Raw genomic sequence first — 13,634 nt, 5'->3', positions numbered from 1 at the left:
CGTAGCCTTCGCTTCTTCAGTGAGTGGAGTCCTGACAAGGCCACCCGGACGATTCCACCAGCCTTGGCGGCGCTGCGGGGACGCAACCCGAGTGCCTGCCGCTGGTCATCGGCCCGGTGGACCGGCGTAAGGGCCCCTCGCGTGAGAACGACCAAGCCAATACGCATAACAAACCAGAAGAATACCCGGGGGCCCCCGCACGGGTCAAAATGGCCCCCGACCGGCCCCGTCGAACCCCCTGATTACGGGGCGGACGGGGCCCCCGGCGGAAGACCGGCGGCCGGCCGGAGACCGACGGCGCCCCGTACGAAGGCCTGCGGCGAGCCGCACGGGGATCGACGCCGCCGGCCGGGCCGGACGGCAGGACGCGGGGCCGACCGCCTACCGCGCCCGCTCGACCCGCCGCTCGTCCCACACCGGCTCGGTCGTCTCGCGCACCACGCCGTCCGAGCCGAAGACGAGGTAGCGGTCGAAGGACTTCGCGAACCAGCGGTCGTGCGTGACGGCCATCACGGTCCCGTCGTACGCCTCCAGGCCGTCCTGGAGGGCCTCCGCCGACTCCAGGTCCAGGTTGTCCGTGGGCTCGTCCAGCAGCAGGGCGGTGGTGCCGGAGAGTTCGAGGAGCAGGATCTGGAAGCGGGCCTGCTGTCCGCCGGAGAGCTTCTCGAAGGGCTGGTCGCCCTGGCGCTCCAGCTCGTACCGGCGCAGTACGCCCATGGCGGCGCCCCGGTCCTTGGCCTGCTCGCTCCAGAGGATCTCCACCAGCGTCCTGCCCAGCAGCTCCGGGTGGGCGTGGGTCTGCGCGAAGTGGCCGGCGACGACCCGGGCGCCGAGCTTGTACTCGCCGGTGTGCGCGACCGGCTCCCCGGCGAGCAGCCGCAGGAAGTGGGACTTCCCGGAGCCGTTGGAGCCGAGGACGGCGACCCGCTCGCCGTAGTAGACCTCCAGGTCGAACGGCTTCATCAGGCCGGTGAGCTCCAGCCCGGTGCAGGTCACCGCACGTACGCCGGTGCGTCCGCCGCGCAGCCGCATCCGGATGTCCTGCTCGCGGGGCGGCTCGGGGGGCGGTCCGGCGTCCTCGAACTTCTTGAAGCGGGTCTGCATGGCGTGGTAGCGGTTGGCCATGTCGGGGCTGATGGCCGCCTGTTGCCGCAACCGCAGGGTGAGGGCGCGCAGCCGGGCGTGCTCCTCCTGCCAGCGGCGCAGCAGCTCCTCGAAGCGGGCGAACCGGTCCTTGCGGGCCTGGTGGTAGGTGTCGAAGCCGCCGCCGTGCACCCAGACGTCGCTGCCGCTCGCTCCGGGCTCGACGCTGACGATCTTCTCGGCGGCCCGGGAGAGCAGCTCGCGGTCGTGGGAGACGAAGAGGACCGTCTTACGGGTCTCCTTGAGCTTCTCCTCCAGCCAGCGCTTGCCGGGGACGTCGAGGTAGTTGTCCGGTTCGTCCAGGAGCAGCACCTCGTCGGGGCCGCGCAGCAGCGCTTCGAGGACCAGGCGCTTCTGCTCGCCGCCGCTGAGGGTGCGCGCCTCGCGGTACTGCGCCTTCTCGTATGGGACGCCGAGCGCGGCCATGGTGCACATGTCCCAGAGGGTCTCCGCCTCGTAGCCGCGCACCTCCGCCCAGTCACTGAGGGCCTGCGCGTACGTCATCTGCGCGGCCTCGTCGTCGACGGTGAGGATCAGTTCCTCGGCGGCGTCCACGGCCGCCGAGGCGACCTTGATCTGCGGCTGCGCCACGGAGACCAGCAGGTCGCGGACGGTCTGTCCGTCGCGTACGGAACCGACGAACTGGCCCATCACGCCGAGCCCGCCGCTCACCGAGACCGTGCCGCCGTGCGGCTGGAGCTCGCCGGAGAGGAGGCGCAGCAGTGTCGTCTTGCCCGCGCCGTTGGCGCCGACGAGGGCCACCACGGCACCGTCGGCGACCCGGAAGGAAGCGTCGCCGAGCAGCACCCGCCCGTCCGGTAGGTAGTACTCCAGGTGGCCCGCTTCGAGATGTCCCATACCCGCATTGTCGGGTGCGCGGGCGCCGCGGCCCAACCGGATTCCCGGAGAGGCCCGCAACCCGGGCCGCTCACTGTCCGAGAACCTCTAGGATGCGCCCCATGAGCTTTGGGCATGGGGGGCCCTCCTGGGGGCCCAGGGACAGTGGGACTCCGGACTGGGCGGCGCTGGCCGAGGAGTCCGCGGCGAAGAGCAGGCGCCGGAAGTGGTTGCTGATCGGGGGCGGTGTGCTGGCGACGGCGGCCGTCGCGGCGATCGTGGCGACCGCGGTGGTGTCGGCCGGCAAGGGTGACCCGGAGGCCGGTGCGAGCGCGAGTCCGCTGCCGGGTCCGGCCGACCTGCCGCCGGAGTCCGCGGATCCGGCTCCGTCCTTCTCCTCGGTGGCCCCGGCTCCCCCGCCGGACCCGATGGACTTCATCACGGACGAGAAGAAGGACAAGCAGCCGATCACGGTGGACGGCTTCTTCCCGGGCAAGAAGCTCACCTCGGGCGACCGGGTCCACCTCAAGGGCCCGACGGCCCGCACCACGCGGTGCGCCGAGGGTACCCAGGGCGCGCTGGGCGCGGTGCTCACCAGGAACGGCTGCGACCAGCTGATCCGCGCCACGTACACCAGGGACGGCGTCGCGGTCACGGTGGGTGTCGCGGTGTTCGGTACGGAGGCACAGGCGAAGAAGGCCGTCGAGGAGTCCGCCGGAGGGGTCGCCTCGCTCAGCGGCGGCGGTGTGCCGGTCTTCTGCCGGGCCGGTGTGGTCTGCCGCCGTACGGCCAACTCCTACGGCCGGTACGCGTACTTCTCGGTGGGCGGCTTCACCGGCGGCACGAACGTCACCAAGGACGACAGGGCCGTTTTCACGGCGGGCGACGACCTGACCAATTTCACCTTCCACCAGATCCGGCACCGGGGCGAGGTCCAGGCGTCGGCCGCCGCGTCGGCCGCCGCGTCGGCCGCCGCGTCGGCCGCCACGGCCTGACCCGTCACCACCCGGCCGTCCCGTGGTCGGCCCGAGGCCGCCACAACGCGGACACCCGCACGCCGCCCCTGTATAGGGTTCAGTTCATCCGCACGGGAAACGGGGCGGGAACGGACAAGTCTGGGGTGGGCTGTGGCAGTCAAGGTGACGGTGGTTGTCCCTACGTACAACTCGGGGAGCCATATCGAGCCGTTGGTCCGCTCGATGCTGGAGCAGACGCTGTCGCCCGACGAGTTCGAGGTGCTGTTCGTCGACGACGGCTCCACCGACGACACCCCGGCGCGGCTGGCCGGGCTCGCCGCCGAGCACGCCCATTTCCGTACCACCTCGATCCCCAACTCGGGCTGGCCGGGCAAGCCGCGCAACATCGGGGTCGAGCAGGCGCGTGGCGAGTACGTCCAGTTCGTGGACCACGACGACCTGATGGCCCCCGAGGCGCTGGAGCGCCTGCACGCGATGGCGGTCCGCAACGGCTCGGACATCGTCATCGGCAAGGTGGCAAGCAACTTCACCAGCCGGGGCGTGCCCTACGGCCTGATGAGCACGACCCGCGAGAAGTGCACCGTGCGCACCGCCTCGCTCATCGACAGCCTCACCCCGCACAAGATGTTCCGGACCGCGTTCCTGCGCGAGCACGGGATCGTGCACCCCGAAGGGCCGTGGATCCTGGAGGACCAGCTCTTCCTCGTGCGTTCGTACCTGAAGGCCGAGGTCGTCTCGGTGCTGGGCGACTACGTCTGCTACACGTACTGGGCGCGCGACGACGCGGCGAACGCCGGTACCCGGGCGATGGACCCGCGCCGGTACTACGCCAATCTGCGCGAGATCATGGGCACGGTGGCCGACGGCACCGAGCCCGGCCCGGACCGCGACCGGCTGCTGCGGCGTTTCTACCGGGGCGAGATGCTCGGCCGGCTGGGCGTGCCGGCGCGCGGCGCGGTCATCGACCCGCACTTCGACGCCGACCCCTTCGAGGCGGTACGGGAGCTGGCCGACACCTTCGTCACCGACGGGATGCACGACTCGCTCGCCGCGAACCAGCGGGTCCGCTCAAGCCTGCTGCGGGCGAACAAGCCCGCCGAACTGACCGAGTACACCCGTCGGCAGACCGATCTGACCGCGCTCACCACGGTCGGAAAGGCCCACTGGGACCGCGACCGGCTGAAGGTCGCGTTCACCGCGCGGTTCGCCGAGCGGCAGGACGGGCCCGGTCTGCTGCTGGCCCGCCGGGGGGACCGGTACGTCCTCGCCCCGGCGCTCACCGACGGTGTCCTCGACGAGCCGGTCGACGTGACCGACGAGCTGAAGTCGTTCCGGGTGGACGTCCTGCTCCGGCACACGGAGACCGCGCACCTGTGGCCGGCGCTCGCCACCGTCCGGCTCACCCTGGAGGAGGAGACGGACGCGGACGGCACCGTGCTGGTGCGGCCCGTGCTGAACGGCTCCGCCTCGCTCGACCCGGTGCGCGGCGCGGGCGGCAGCCCGCTCGCCCCCGGCACCTGGGAGGTGCGGATCCGGGTGATGGGCGCCGGGTTCGACCGTACGGTGCCGCTCGGCAATGCCGGTGGCGACGCGGCGGCGCTGCCCGCCGGGGAGGTCCTGGCCGGCCACCGCACCGGTCCTGTGCTCGCCGCGGACGCCGGTGCGGACACCGGGCTGGCCCTCACGGTCGTCCCCACCACCGACAGCCCGCGTCCCCGGCCGCCGAAGGTCAGCGTCGTCGTGCCGACCGCCGGGGCCACCCCCGACGCGCTCCGCGGGACGCTCGCCTCGCTGACCGCGCAGAGCCTCGCCCAGCAGGAGTTCGAGACCGTGCTCGTCGGTGACGGCGAGGGGGAGATCCGCCCGGCGGCCGGTTCCGATCCGCGCGACGCCGGTGTCGACGCCGCGACCGGCGTCTACGTCCTCTTCATGGAGCCGGGCGACCGCCTGGCCCCGGAGGCGCTGGAGCGGATGTACGCGTACGGCATGGCCAACGACACCGACGTGGTGGTCGGGAAGCTCGCGGGCAAGGGACGTGCGCTGCCCAAGGAGCTGTTCGTCCGCGACCGGCCGCGCGCCAGTCTCGCCAAGGACCCGCTGGCCGACAGCCTCACGGTCAACAAGTTGTACGACCGCGCCTTCCTGCTCCGGCACGGCCTGCGGTTCTCCGCCGAGGGCGGCCCGCTCGCGGACCAGGCCTTCGCCGCGGAGGCGTATCTGCGCGCCGGGCACGCCTCGGTGCTGGGCAGTTACGTCTGCTACCACTACGGCCCCAAGCGGGACGTTCCGGCGCCCGCTCCCGCCGACTTCTACGCGGCGGTCGCCGGGCTGATGAAGACCACCGACAGCCTCTCCGAGCCGGGCCCCGCGCGGGACCGGCTGCACCGCCGCTGGCTCCGCGTCGAGGTACTGGACCGCATCAGCGGGAAGGCGTTCCTGGACATGGCGGAGGAGGACCGGATCTCGCTGGTCCGGGACATCCGGACCGCGCTGGCGGGCAAGGCGTCCAAGGGCGCCGTGGCGGGGCTCCCCCCGGCCCGCCGGGTCGCGGTCGGTCTCATCGAGGACGACCGGCCCGAGGACGTGGTCCGGCTCGCCCGCTGGGACAGCTCCCTCGCCTGCGCTCCCGAGCTGACCGGTTTCGTGCGACGGGAGAACGGCGTCTTCCGGCTCTCGTTCACCGGGACCCCGCGTGCGGCCGACGGGCCGGTGGGTGTGGTCACCGACGCGGACGGTGTCCACACGCTGGCCCCGGCCGGACTGCCGGAGGCCGTGCTGGACCGGTTCGCCCAGGAGCCGCTGACCGGCGGCGCGGTCCCGGAGAAGGCCACCGCCGTGCTGGTCCTGCGGGAGCGCGAGACCGGTGCCGAGTACCGGCTGGCCACCGAGTCCGAGGTACGCCGCACGGTCGAGGGCGGACTCACCGTCGCCGGTACGGCCGAGCTGGACCCCGCCTCGGCCGCCGGCGGGGACCCGCTCGACGACGGCGCCTGGGACCTCTACGTCCGGCTCACCGCGCTCGGCTGGACGAAGACCGCCCGGCTCGGCCGGGACCGGACGGTCGAGGTCTCCGAGGAGCTCACCGCCGCCCCGCACCCCGCCGACCCGGCCCGCACCATCACCCCGTACTGGACCAGGCCGCACCGCGACCTCTCGCTCCGGGTGGAGACCCCGGAACCCGCACCGGCACCGCCCAAGCAGGGCCTGCTGCGCCGGGTCGCCAAGGCCCTCAAGGGCAAGTAGCCGCCGGGACCCGGGCGTCGGGCCGCCTCAGCAGCAGCCGAAGCCGTCCGGGTCCACGCTGCCGTCGGGCAACGACCGTACGTTGCGGGCCTCCTTGGCCCGGGCGGCCAGCAACTCGTCCGCCGGGTAGGCCACTTCCTCCAGGGTGAGGCCGTGCGGCTTCACCACGTGGACGCCGGGGTCCCGCACCCTGGCCGCCAGCACCTCGGCGGGCCAGGGCGCCGGGCGCCGGCCGTCGCCCACGAACAGGGCGGCGCCGATCAGCGCGCGCACCATGTTGTGGCAGAAGGCGTCGGCCTGCACGGTCGCGGTCAGGACGCCCGACTCCTCGTCCCGCGCCCAGCTCAGCCTCTGCAGCGTGCGGATGGTCGTCGCCCCCTCACGCTTCTTGCAGTACGCCGCGAAGTCGTGCTCACCGACCATCGGCGCCGCCGCCTCGTTCATCGCGTCGACGTCCAACGGCCGGTCGTGCCAGAGGACATGGCCACGCGTCAGCGGATCGACGCCGCCGGGCCGGTCGGCCACCCGGTAGGCGTACCGCCGGTGCATCGCGGAGAAGCGCGCATTGAAGCCCGCCGGAGCCTCGACCGCCCGCCAGATCCGTACGTCCAGCGGCAGCCGCCCCGCCATGCGGCGCAGCAGCTTCTCCCGGTGCTCCTCCCACACCTCGGCCGGCAGGTCGACGTGCGCGACCTGCCCCCGGGCGTGCACCCCGGCATCCGTACGCCCCGCCACCGTCAGGTCGTGACGGCGCGAGGAGCGGGTCACCGTGCGCAGCGCGTCCTCGATCTCCCCCTGCACCGTCCGCCGGGAGGTCTGCTTCGCCCAGCCGGAAAAGTCCTTGCCGTCGTAGGACAGGTCCAGCCGTACGCGTACGGAACCGGGCTCTGGCTCGTCGCTCACCCGCGCATCCTCTCAATCCCAGAAATCGCAGAAACGGAACGGGCCCGCACCGCCCCGAAGGGTGATGCGGGCCCGAACAGTGGTGTCAGGACGCTCAGGCGTCCTTGGACTCCGCGTCGGCCTCGGCCGGCTTGGCGTCCTCGGTGGACTCGGCCTTGGCCGCGTCCTCCTTGACCGCACGCTTGGTGGCGGCCTCGGCCTCACCGGTGGCCTGCTGGGCCACGGTCAGGGCCTCGACGAGCTCGATGACGGCCATCGGGGCGTTGTCGCCACGACGGTTGCCGATCTTGGTGATACGGGTGTAACCACCGGGGCGGTTCTCGTACCGGGGAGCGATCTCGGTGAAGAGCGTGTGGACGATGCTCTTGTCCGTGATCGTCTGGAGCACCAGGCGACGGTTGTGGATGTCGCCCTTCTTCGCCTTCGTGACGAGACGCTCGGCGACGGGGCGCAGACGACGGGCCTTGGCCTCGGTCGTCGTGATGCGGCCGTGCTCGAACAGCGACTTCGCGAGGTTCGCGAGCAGCAGACGCTCGTGCGCGGCGCTGCCGCCCAGACGTGCACCCTTGGCGGGACGCGGCATGGTGTTTCTCCTTGTGTGCTGCACCGGCCGTATCAGGTACCGGTGTCAGTTCCCGTGAAGCGGTCGCTCCGCGGAAGTCCGTGGTTCGAGGACCGGGGTCCTCACGGACGGGCCGACGCCGACGCGTCGGCGTCGGCCCGTCCGGGGCGTCCTAGTACTGCTCGGTCTCGACGAAGCCCGCGTCCGCGTCGTCGTCGGCGCCGAAGGCGTCGGCGGCGGCGGTCGGGTCGAATCCGGGCGGGCTGTCCTTGAGGGCCAGGCCCATGCCGGCCAGCTTCGCCTTGACCTCGTCGATCGACTTCGCACCGAAGTTGCGGATGTCGAGCAGGTCGGCCTCGGAACGCGCCACGAGCTCACCCACGGAGTGGATGCCCTCGCGCTTGAGGCAGTTGTACGAGCGGACCGTGAGCTCCAGCTCCTCGATCGGCAGCGCCAGATCGGCGGCGAGCGCGGCGTCCGTGGGCGACGGGCCCATGTCGATGCCCTCGGCGTCGATGTTGAGCTCGCGCGCCAGACCGAACAGCTCGACCAGGGTCTTGCCGGCCGACGCCATGGCGTCACGGGGACGCATGGCCTGCTTGGTCTCGACGTCGACGATCAGCTTGTCGAAGTCGGTGCGCTGCTCGACACGGGTCGCCTCGACCTTGTACGTGACCTTGAGCACCGGCGAGTAGATGGAGTCGACCGGGATACGGCCGATCTCCTGGCCCGCCTGCTTGTTCTGGACGGCGGAGACGTAGCCGCGACCGCGCTCGACGGTCAGCTCCATCTCCAGCTTGCCCTTGCCGTTCAGCGTGGCGAGGACGAGGTCCGGGTTGTGGACCTCGACGCCGGCCGGCGGCGCGATGTCGGCAGCGGTGACCAGACCGGGACCCTGCTTGCGCAGGTACATCACGACCGGCTCGTCGTGCTCCGAGGAGACGACCAGCTGCTTGATGTTGAGGATGAGGTCGGTCACGTCCTCCTTGACGCCCGGCACGGTGGTGAACTCGTGCAGGACACCGTCGATCCGGATGCTGGTGACGGCGGCACCGGGGATCGAGGAGAGGAGGGTACGGCGCAGGGAGTTGCCGAGGGTGTAACCGAAACCGGGCTCGAGCGGCTCGATGACGAACCGGGAGCGGAACTCGTCGACGACCTCTTCGGTCAGCGACGGGCGCTGGGCGATCAGCATGCTGATGTCCTTCAGTCGTGGGCACCCACTATTTGATGCCCGACAGATACAACAAGGGTACGGGCGGTACGCCCCCGAAGGGAGGTACCGCCCGGTCCCACAGGTGTGCGTGAACACAGACGGCCGTCACCGGCCGTCATGCGTCAGACGCGGCGACGCTTCGGCGGACGGCAGCCGTTGTGCGGCGTCGGGGTGACGTCCTGGATCGAACCGACCTCGAGGCCCGTGGCCTGGAGGGAGCGGATCGCGGTCTCGCGGCCGGAGCCCGGACCCTTGACGAAGACGTCGACCTTGCGCATGCCGTGCTCCTGCGCGCGGCGGGCGGCCGACTCGGCGGCCATCTGCGCGGCGAAGGGGGTGGACTTGCGCGAGCCCTTGAAGCCGACGTGGCCGGCGGAGGCCCAGGAGATCACGTTGCCCGAGGGGTCCGTGATCGAGACGATCGTGTTGTTGAACGTGCTCTTGATGTGCGCGTGGCCGTGAGCGACGTTCTTCTTTTCCTTGCGACGCACCTTCTTGGCTGCGCCCTGACGACCCTTGGGGGGCATGTCTTACTCCAGATGGAGAGGGGAGGTGATCGGTCCTACAGCGAAGACCGCTGGTTGCTGCTCGGCCGGAAGTCCGGACCGCGCAGTGCGTCCGCTGAGGACTACTTCTTGCCCGGCTTCTTCTTACCGGCGATGGCGCGACGCGGGCCCTTGCGGGTACGCGCGTTCGTGCTGGTGCGCTGACCGTGCACCGGCAGGCCACGACGGTGGCGAATGCCCTGGTAGCAGCCGATCTCGATCTTGCGGCGGATGTCGCCCTGGATCTCGCGGCGGAGGTCACCCTCGGTGCGCAGGTTGGCGTCGACGAACTCGCGGATCTTGACGAGGTCCTCTTCGGCCAGGTCGCGAACGCGGGTGTTCGGGTTCACGCCGGTCGCGGCGAGGATCTCCTTGGACCGGGTGCGCCCGATGCCGAAGACGTAGGTGAGGGCAACCTCCACGCGCTTTTCGCGCGGGATGTCAACACCTGAAACGCGTGCCATTCAATGGCTCCAGTTGTCATATCGGGGGTCTTCCACAGTGCCGCTCCCGACCGCCGACCGTCGATGGGAGACGGTGGTACGCCCGGGTCCCCGGCCCCCGCCGGAGGTGTCGTCAGCCGTGGCTTGGACGGGCACTGCGTATGTACGTATTACGTGCGTCGCGCGAAGAACTGCGAGATGCAGGGGGTCGTGCGTCAGCCCTGGCGCTGCTTGTGGCGCAGGTTTTCGCAGATGACCATGACCCGACCGTGACGGCGGATCACCTTGCACTTGTCGCAGATCTTCTTGACGCTCGGCTTGACCTTCATGGGATGTCAGGTTCTCCGGGTCAGTGCCATCACCACGCGGAAGCGGGGTGGGGGCAAGATCTACTTGTACCGGTAGACGATCCGGCCACGCGTCAGGTCGTACGGAGAGAGCTCCACCACGACCCGGTCATCGGGGAGGATGCGGATGTAGTGCATCCGCATCTTGCCGCTGATGTGCGCGAGGACCTTGTGACCGTTCTGGAGCTCCACCCGGAACATTGCGTTCGGGAGGGACTCGATCACGGTGCCCTCGATTTCGATGGCACCTTGCTTCTTGGCCACGCTTCGCCTTTCGAATCGGCTACCTTGATCGACTCCCGCTCTGCCCGAGCGGCCACCAAGTGGACACACGGATGCACGAGAGCCGACGAGTCAGTCTACGTCAGCTGACCCCAAAAGACGAATCCGTCAAGTTTGCCCATCGGCCGTGATCCTTACGCCCGAACGGGCGAGGGGATCGGCCGGCACTCAGGCCAGCGGGTCGGGGGCGGCCTCGATGCCGTACTGGGCGAGCTTCTCGCGCCCGCCGTCGGGGGCGGTGAGCACCAGCGGGCCCTGCTCGGTCAGCGCGATGGAGTGCTCCCAGTGGGAGGACCAGCTGCCGTCGGTGGTCAGTACGGTCCAGTCGTCGCTGAGCACCTTCGTCTGCGCGGTGCCGAGCGAGACCATCGGCTCGATCGCCAGGCAGACGCCGGGGACCAGCTTGATGCCCTTGCCGCGCTTGCGGGAGACGTAGTTCAGCAGGTGCGGGTCCATGTGCATCTCGGTGCCGATGCCGTGGCCGCCGTAGTCCTCGACGATCCCGTACTTGCCGGTGGCCGGACGGGGCTGGCGGCGGATGTAGCCCTCGATGGCCTTGGAGATGTCGACGAGCCGGTTGTTCACCTTCATCGCGGCGATACCGGCCCACATCGACTCCTCGGTGACCCGGGAGAGCTCGATCAGCTCCGGAGCGTGTCCGGTGCCCACGAAGGCGGTGTAGGCGGCGTCGCCGTGCCAGCCGTCCACGATCGCGCCGCAGTCGATGGAGATGATGTCGCCGTCCTTGAGGACGGTCTTCTCGTCCGGGATGCCGTGGACGACGACTTCGTTGACCGAGGTGCAGATGGTCGCGGGGAACCCGCCGTACCCGAGGAAGTTCGACTTCGCCCCGTGGTCGGCGATCACCTTGCGCGCGACCTGGTCCAGATCGTGGGTGGAGGCGCCCGGGACGGCGGCCTCGCGGGTGGCGGCGTGAATGGCGGCGACCACGAGGCCCGCCTCACGCATCTTGGCGATCTGCTCCGGGGTCTTGATCTGCACCATTGCTGGGCGCCTCTCTGCGTCTGCGTCTGGGGGACGGGGCCGTCGCGGGGAACGGGGCTGAACCGTCATCCACGATACGGCGACAAACAGCCGGCCGCGGCGCCCTGGGGCACCGCGGCCGGCTGTGGAAGGTACTGCGTGGGTGGTGCTCAGCCCTCGTCGGACTTGAGCGCCGCCATGGCCCGCTCGGTCACTTCGGCCACCTTGCCGAGCGCGGGGACGGTCACGACCAGTCTCTGCTCGCGGTAGTAGTCGATGATCGGCTCGGTCTGCGAGTGGTAGACCTCGAGACGCGTGCGGACGGTCTCCTCGGTGTCGTCGTCCCGCTGGTACAGCTCGCCGCCGCAGACGTCGCAGACGCCCTCGGTCTTCGGCTGGTTGTACACGACGTGGAAGACGTGCGAGCTGTCGTTGCGGCAGATGCGGCGGCCCGCGATCCGCTTGACGACCTCGTCCTCGGGGACCTCCAGGTCGAGTACCGCGTCGAGGGAAAGGCCCTCGCTCTTGAGCATCTCGTCCAGCGCCTCGGCCTGGCCGACGTTGCGCGGGAAGCCATCGAGGAGGAAGCCGCCCACCGCGTCCGGCTGGGACATGCGGTCCTTGGCCATCGCGATGGTCACCTCGTCCGGCACCAGCTGACCCTTGTCCATGTAGGACCGGGCCTGCTTGCCAAGGTCGGTGCCCTGGCTGATGTTGGCGCGGAAGAGGTCGCCCGTGGAGATGTGCGGAATCGACAGGTTCTTGGCAAGGTACGCGGCCTGCGTTCCCTTGCCGGCACCAGGAGGCCCGACGAGGACGATTCGCATCAGCGGAGGAACCCTTCGTAATTGCGCTGCTGGAGCTGACTCTCGATCTGCTTCACGGTTTCCAGACCCACACCCACGATGATGAGGATGCTCGTCCCGCCGAACGGGAAGTTCTGGTTCGCACCGCCGAAGCCTGCCAACGCCATCGTCGGCACCAGAGCGATCAGGCCCAAGTACAGCGAGCCCGGCCAAGTGATCCTGTTGAGCACGTAGCTCAGGTACTCGGCTGTAGGTCGACCTGCCCGGATACCCGGGATGAACCCACCATACTTCTTCATGTTGTCGGCTACTTCTTCGGGGTTGAACGAGATCGCCACGTAGAAGAACGCGAAGAAGACGATCAGGAGGAAGTAGGACGCGATGTAGTACGGGTGGTCGCCCTTGACGAAGTGGTCCTTGATCCAGTTCGCCCAGCCCGCGTTGGAGTTGGAGAACTGGACGATCAGGGCCGGGATGTAGAGGAGCGACGAGGCGAAGATGACGGGGATGACGCCCGCCTGGTTCACCTTGAGCGGGATGTACGTGGACGTACCGCCGTAGGAACGGCGCCCGATCATGCGCTTCGCGTACTGCACCGGGATGCGGCGCTGGGCCTGCTCGACGAAGACGACGAGGCCGACCATCACCATGCCGATGAGGATGACGGTGCCGAACTCGATCCAGCCGTCGGCGAGCTTGCCGCTCTCCTTGATGGCCCACAGGGCACTCGGGAAGCTGGCGGCGATCGAGATGAACATCAGGATCGACATGCCGTTGCCGATGCCGCGGTCGGTGATGAGCTCACCGAGCCACATGACACAGGCGGTGCCGGCCGTCATCGTGACGACCATGACGATCGTGGTGAAGATCGACTGGTTGGGGACGATCTGGTCGCCCACCGAGCAGCTGCTGAACAGCGCGCCGCTGCGGGCGGTCGCCACCAGACCGGTGCCCTGGAGGATGGCCAGCGCGACCGTGAGGTAACGCGTGTACTGGGTGATCTTGGTCTGCCCGGACTGTCCCTCCTTCTTGAGGGCCTCCAGTCGGGGGATGACCACGGTCAGCAGCTGAAGAATGATGCTGGCCGTGATGTACGGCATGATGCCGAGCGCGAAGATCGTGATCTGCAGCAGTGCACCACCGCTGAACATGTTGACCAGACCGAAGAGGCTGTTGTTGCCCTTGCTGGCCTGGTCGATACAGGTCTGGACGTTCTCGTAACTCACTCCCGGTACGGGGATGTGTGCCCCGAGCCGATAGAGAACGATGATGCCGAGCGTGAAGAGCAGCTTCTTGCGCAGGTCGGGCGTCTTGAACGCCCGGGCGAACGCGGTGAGCACGGTGCC

Annotated in this window: 13 protein-coding genes; 2 read left to right on the top strand and 11 right to left on the bottom strand. The window is 69.7% G+C overall.

Going from position 1 to position 13,634, the window contains the following annotated elements; all coding sequences use genetic code 11:
• Positions 1-381: 381 nt before the first annotated feature.
• Complete coding sequence (locus ACFZAX_RS07720) at positions 382-2,001, bottom strand: ATP-binding cassette domain-containing protein (RefSeq protein ID WP_390960042.1); 1,620 nt, start codon at positions 1,999-2,001, stop codon at positions 382-384.
• Positions 2,002-2,102: 101 nt separating this feature from the next.
• Here ACFZAX_RS07720 and ACFZAX_RS07715 point away from each other — a divergent pair, with 101 nt between their 5' ends.
• Both ACFZAX_RS07715 and ACFZAX_RS07710 read left to right on the top strand, forming a co-directional pair.
• Complete coding sequence (locus ACFZAX_RS07715) at positions 2,103-2,975, top strand: hypothetical protein (RefSeq protein ID WP_390960040.1); 873 nt, start codon at positions 2,103-2,105, stop codon at positions 2,973-2,975.
• Between the two features lie 150 nt (positions 2,976-3,125).
• A complete protein-coding gene (locus ACFZAX_RS07710; protein WP_390960038.1) occupies positions 3,126-6,200 on the top strand; it encodes a glycosyltransferase in 3,075 nt (1,024 codons plus the stop codon).
• Positions 6,201-6,227: 27 nt separating this feature from the next.
• Here the strand turns inward: ACFZAX_RS07710 and truA are convergent, their stop codons facing one another.
• From truA to secY, 10 genes are all read right to left on the bottom strand, one after another.
• Entirely contained in the window at positions 6,228-7,103 is an 876-nt protein-coding gene (truA, locus tag ACFZAX_RS07705; RefSeq protein ID WP_390960036.1) for a tRNA pseudouridine(38-40) synthase TruA, read from the bottom strand.
• A 94-nt stretch (positions 7,104-7,197) separates the two neighbouring features.
• Entirely contained in the window at positions 7,198-7,686 is a 489-nt protein-coding gene (gene rplQ / locus ACFZAX_RS07700) for a 50S ribosomal protein L17 (protein ID WP_327176181.1), read from the bottom strand.
• 151 nt (positions 7,687-7,837) lie between these two features.
• On the bottom strand, positions 7,838-8,860 hold the full coding sequence (locus ACFZAX_RS07695) for a DNA-directed RNA polymerase subunit alpha (protein WP_024755423.1): 1,023 nt from the start codon (positions 8,858-8,860) through the stop codon (positions 7,838-7,840).
• 143 nt (positions 8,861-9,003) lie between these two features.
• The gene (gene rpsK, locus ACFZAX_RS07690) at positions 9,004-9,408 is read right to left on the bottom strand and encodes a 30S ribosomal protein S11 (protein ID WP_003956432.1); all 405 of its coding nucleotides are present in this window, start codon (positions 9,406-9,408) and stop codon (positions 9,004-9,006) included.
• 101 nt (positions 9,409-9,509) lie between these two features.
• Positions 9,510-9,890: a 30S ribosomal protein S13 gene (gene rpsM / locus ACFZAX_RS07685; RefSeq protein WP_266705192.1), complete on the bottom strand. Its 381-nt coding sequence runs from the start codon at positions 9,888-9,890 to the stop codon at positions 9,510-9,512.
• Positions 9,891-10,084: 194 nt separating this feature from the next.
• Positions 10,085-10,198, bottom strand: coding sequence for a 50S ribosomal protein L36 (rpmJ, locus tag ACFZAX_RS07680; RefSeq protein ID WP_009740505.1), 114 nt, complete (start codon positions 10,196-10,198; stop codon positions 10,085-10,087).
• A gap of 60 nt (positions 10,199-10,258) precedes the next feature.
• On the bottom strand, positions 10,259-10,480 hold the full coding sequence (gene infA, locus ACFZAX_RS07675) for a translation initiation factor IF-1 (protein ID WP_014047798.1): 222 nt from the start codon (positions 10,478-10,480) through the stop codon (positions 10,259-10,261).
• Between the two features lie 186 nt (positions 10,481-10,666).
• Positions 10,667-11,503: a type I methionyl aminopeptidase gene (gene map, locus ACFZAX_RS07670; RefSeq protein WP_390960032.1), complete on the bottom strand. Its 837-nt coding sequence runs from the start codon at positions 11,501-11,503 to the stop codon at positions 10,667-10,669.
• Between the two features lie 149 nt (positions 11,504-11,652).
• On the bottom strand, positions 11,653-12,309 hold the full coding sequence (locus tag ACFZAX_RS07665; RefSeq protein ID WP_390960031.1) for an adenylate kinase: 657 nt from the start codon (positions 12,307-12,309) through the stop codon (positions 11,653-11,655).
• Positions 12,309-13,628, bottom strand: a complete 1,320-nt coding sequence (gene secY, locus ACFZAX_RS07660) for a preprotein translocase subunit SecY (protein WP_327176184.1) — start codon at positions 13,626-13,628, stop codon at positions 12,309-12,311. The genes ACFZAX_RS07665 and secY overlap by 1 nt, the downstream gene beginning before the upstream one ends.
• Positions 13,629-13,634 lie beyond the last annotated feature (6 nt).

The sequence above is a fragment of the Streptomyces sp. NPDC008125 genome, assembly GCF_042957125.1.
Taxonomy (GTDB): domain Bacteria; phylum Actinomycetota; class Actinomycetes; order Streptomycetales; family Streptomycetaceae; genus Streptomyces.
This window is presented reverse-complemented; position numbering and strand designations above follow the sequence as displayed.